The sequence below is a fragment of the Saccharopolyspora sp. 6M genome (assembly GCF_020176775.1).
Classification (GTDB): domain Bacteria; phylum Actinomycetota; class Actinomycetes; order Mycobacteriales; family Pseudonocardiaceae; genus Saccharopolyspora_C; species Saccharopolyspora_C gregorii.
Genome location: NZ_JAIUJZ010000229.1, coordinates 1 through 3,949 on the forward strand (window position 1 = coordinate 1; position 3,949 = coordinate 3,949).

Annotated in this window: 3 protein-coding genes; all 3 read left to right on the forward strand. The window is 72.9% G+C overall.

All coding sequences use genetic code 11. The features are described 5' to 3' along the window. The first annotated feature begins 761 nt into the window (after positions 1-761). The 3 genes from LCD31_RS25240 to LCD31_RS25250 all read left to right on the forward strand — a co-directional run bounded on the left by LCD31_RS25240 (position 762) and on the right by LCD31_RS25250 (position 3,754). Positions 762-1,508 carry a phosphoglyceromutase gene (locus tag LCD31_RS25240; protein ID WP_224962018.1) on the forward strand — a complete coding sequence of 249 codons (747 nt, stop codon included), beginning with the start codon at positions 762-764 and terminating at the stop codon, positions 1,506-1,508. A gap of 276 nt (positions 1,509-1,784) precedes the next feature. Further along, entirely contained in the window at positions 1,785-3,077 is a 1,293-nt protein-coding gene (locus LCD31_RS25245) for a cell wall metabolism sensor histidine kinase WalK (RefSeq protein ID WP_224962020.1), read from the forward strand. Next, a complete protein-coding gene (locus LCD31_RS25250) occupies positions 3,074-3,754 on the forward strand; it encodes a response regulator transcription factor (protein WP_224962022.1) in 681 nt (226 codons plus the stop codon). The genes LCD31_RS25245 and LCD31_RS25250 overlap by 4 nt, the downstream gene beginning before the upstream one ends. Positions 3,755-3,949: the final 195 nt, after the last annotated feature.

Here is a 3,949-nt window from a genome sequence, read left to right on the forward strand (position 1 = left end):
CCCGCGAGACCCCCTACCCCACCCCCCCCCGCACCCGGTCCCCCCCCCCCCCCCCCGCGCCCCCCCCCGCGCCCCCCCCCCCCGGGCCCGGCGGGGCGTGGTCCGACGGGGGAGACGGGCCACGCTCTTCTGTTCGCTCTCGCGGGATCGGGGAGTGCGTGGGAGCCGATCAGCGAGAGCAGTGCCAACTTCGCAGAGTCACGCACTGGCCACAAGTCCGAGTTCCTACTCCATACGAGTGATCTTACTCACCGAAGGTAACGCTTCGGCTTATTCAGTGCGGTATGGCCGCCTCGAATGTGAGCGGCGACACTTTCGTGTCACAACGGCACGGTGAATCCATAACCGTCGAGTGACGGCCACAACCGATCTGCGGGCTCACTGCCAGCGGCTGCCGTCCCCTGAAGATCATCACTCGATACGGTGGCTCACTGCTCTGAGTGATCGATTTCGGGGTGACATCCGGCCGGTTCGACCGAAAAAACCTCACGTTCGATGAAGGTGCGTCCCGGGGCGGAGCAACGCGGATCAACCCGTTCGGACCAACGCGGGCTGCTCCGGCCCGTTCCCCGGCCGACGGCCCGCCGCGCGGGCGACCGGAGGGCTCCGACGGCCCGGCGGGGCGCGGGAGCCCGTCGCTCGACGACTCCGGCGGCATGCGGGGCCGCGCCGTTCGGCGACCATGGCGCGCGACCGCGGTCCCCGGGGCGAGCGCGGCGGCGGTGGCACGGCCCGCCCGCTCCCTGGCATAGCCTGAGCCCATGACCATCGGGACTCTGGTACTGCTGCGACACGGCGAAAGCACCTGGAACGCCGAGAACCTGTTCACCGGCTGGGTCGACGTCCCCCTCTCCGAGAAGGGCACGACCGAGGCCCGCCGCGGCGGCGAGCTGCTGCGCGAGACCGGGGTGCTGCCCGACGTGCTGCACACCTCGCTGCTGCGCCGCGCCATCACCACCGCCAACATCGCGCTGGACGTCGCCGACCGGCACTGGATCCCGGTGCGGCGCGACTGGCGGCTCAACGAGCGGCACTACGGCGCGCTCCAGGGCAAGAACAAGAAGCAGACCCTGGACGAGTACGGCGAGGAGCAGTTCATGCTCTGGCGCCGCTCCTACGACACCCCGCCGCCGGAGATCGACCCGGGCGACGAGTTCAGCCAGGAAGGCGACGCGCGGTACGCCGATCTCGGCGCCGAGATGCCGCGCACCGAGTGCCTCCAGGACGTGGTGACCCGGCTGCTGCCGTACTGGGAGAGCGCGATCGTGCCGGACCTGCGCGCCGGGCGGACGGTGCTGGTGGCCGCGCACGGCAACTCGCTGCGCGCGCTGGTGAAGCACCTGGACGGGATCTCCGACGCGGACATCGCGGGGCTGAACATCCCGACGGGCATCCCGCTGCGCTACGACCTGGACGAGCAGCTGCGGCCGACGAACCCGGGCGGGACCTACCTGGACCCGGACGCCGCGGCCTCGGCCGCCGCCGCGGTCGCGAACCAGGGCCGCTGAGCTCCGGCGGTGATCGCCCCGCGCGTTCGGTGGCGGGGCGATCACCAGCCGTGTTCGCACCTCGAGCAGTTGTTCCGGGCGACACCTGAACGAAGGTGTCGCCCGCGTTGCGTCCGCTCCCCGTTCACGGAACCGGTGGCGGAACGCAGCGCAGCTGAACCGGGTTCCACTTTCGAGTGAATCAGGGGTGAAGAACGCCCCGATTCATGTCGCGGGCATCACGGATCGCGCTCGCGGGCTGGTCCAGCACGGGCTCTCCCTGCTTACGATGCCAACGTGACCGCATTGGGCTATACCGCCCTGATCATCGGCCTGCTGGCGATCGGCGTGGCGGCCGGCTACCTGGCCGCCCGGACGGCGCGGGTTCGCGAACGGCGCAGGCCCGCTGGGCCGACCGTCGCCGAACTGCTGCAACGGCTCGTGCACACCACCAACAACGGCATCGTCGTGCTCAACCGGTTCGGCGACGTGGTGCTGCACAACCCGCGCGCCGACGAGCTCGGCTTCGTCCGGGACAAGCGGGCCGACGCCCGCGCCCGCGCGGCGGCCGAGCAGGCGCTGGAGACCGGCGAACCCGTGACCGTGGACCTGTCCCCGCTGAACCGCACCTCGCTGCGCGGCCGCGGTCCGGCGGCGGTGCACGGCGAGGTCCGGCCGCTCGGCGACGGGTTCACCGTCGTCGACGCCGGGGACGAATCCGACGCGGTGCGGCTGGAAGCGACCCGCCGGGACTTCGTCGCCAACGTCTCCCACGAGCTCAAGACCCCGGTCGGGGCGCTCGCGCTGCTGGCCGAGGCGGTGATCGACGCCGCCGACGACGCCGACGAGGTGCGCCGGTTCTCCACCAAGATCCTGCACGAGTCGACCCGGCTGGGAACCCTCGTCTCCGAGCTCATCGCGCTGTCCCGGTTGCAGGGCGCCGAACGCCTGCCGGAGCTGACCACCGTCGAGGTCGACGCCGTCGTCGAGGAGGCGCTGGGCCGCTCCCGGATCGCCGCCGAGTCCGCGGGCATCGAGATCGCCGTCGACGAGCCCAGCGACCTGCTGCTCGACGGGGACCGGACGCTGCTGGTGACCGCGCTGAGCAACCTCATCGACAACGCGGTGGCCTACTCGCCGCCGGGGTCGCCGGTCTCCATCAGCCGCCGCATGGTCGGCGACTTCGTGGAGATCGCGGTGACCGACCGCGGCATCGGCATCGACCCGCAGCACCAGCAGCGGGTGTTCGAGCGGTTCTTCCGCGTGGACCCGGCGCGCTCCCGGGCCACCGGGGGCACCGGGCTCGGGCTGGCCATCGTCAAGCACGTCGCCGCCAACCACGGCGGCGAGGTGAAGCTGTGGAGCAGGCTCGGCACCGGCTCCACCTTCACCCTCCGGGTCCCCCGGCACGGGGCCGACCCGGAGGGCGCCGGGGAGCAGGGCGCGGCACCGGCCGCGGAGCCCACCGGCTCCGAGCCGTCCGGTGGCCAGGCCCGGCCGTGCGCGGCCGAACGGGGCCGGGCGGACCCCCGCCCCGAGACCGATAGTGCGGACGGGGTCGCAACCGTCGAAACGGGAGGAGTCCGGTGACCAGGGTGCTGATCGTGGAGGACGAGGAGTCCTTCGCAGACCCGTTGGCGTTCCTGCTGCGCAAGGAGGGTTTCACCGCCGCGGTCGCGACGACCGGGCAGGAGGCGCTCGAGGAGTTCGACCGCAACGGCGCCGACATCGTGCTGCTGGACCTGATGCTGCCCGGCATGAGCGGCACCGACGTGTGCAAGCAGCTGCGGCAGCGCTCCGCCGTGCCGGTGATCATGGTGACGGCGCGGGACAGCGAGATCGACAAGGTGGTCGGGCTGGAGCTCGGCGCCGACGACTACGTCACCAAGCCGTACTCGGCCCGCGAGCTCATCGCCCGGGTCCGCGCGGTGCTGCGCCGCGGCGGCGAGGCCGAGGACCTGCAGCCGCAGGTGCTGGAGGCCGGTCCGGTCCGGATGGACGTGGAGCGGCACGTGGTGACCGTCGGCGGCGAGGAGACCAGCCTGCCGCTCAAGGAGTTCGACCTGCTGGAGTACCTGCTGCGCAACGTGGGCCGGGTGCTGACCCGCGGCCAGCTGATCGACCGGGTGTGGGGCGCCGACTACGTCGGGGACACCAAGACGCTCGACGTCCACGTGAAGCGGCTGCGCTCCAAGCTGGAGCCGGACCCGGCGGAACCGCAGTTCCTGGTGACCGTCCGCGGTCTGGGCTACAAGTTCGAGGTGTGATCCGCCCCGCGCGCCCGCTCGCCGCCGAACGCGCGGGCGGGCGCCCCCCCCCCCCCGCGCGGCCCCCCGGGCGGGGGGGGGGGGGGGGGGGCCCCCCCCGGGGGGGCCCCCCCCGGGGGAAGCGGCGGTCAGCACGAGCCCGCCGCCGCCCGCGGGCCGCGCCCAGCGCTCGCACTGCTGCTCGTCGCCGAACCG

What these genes read in the sequence shown, in the direction of transcription:
- LCD31_RS25240 (WP_224962018.1), top strand. Translation starts at nt 762, where the DNA reads ATGACCATCGGGACTCTGGTACTGCTGCGACACGGCGAAAGCACCTGG.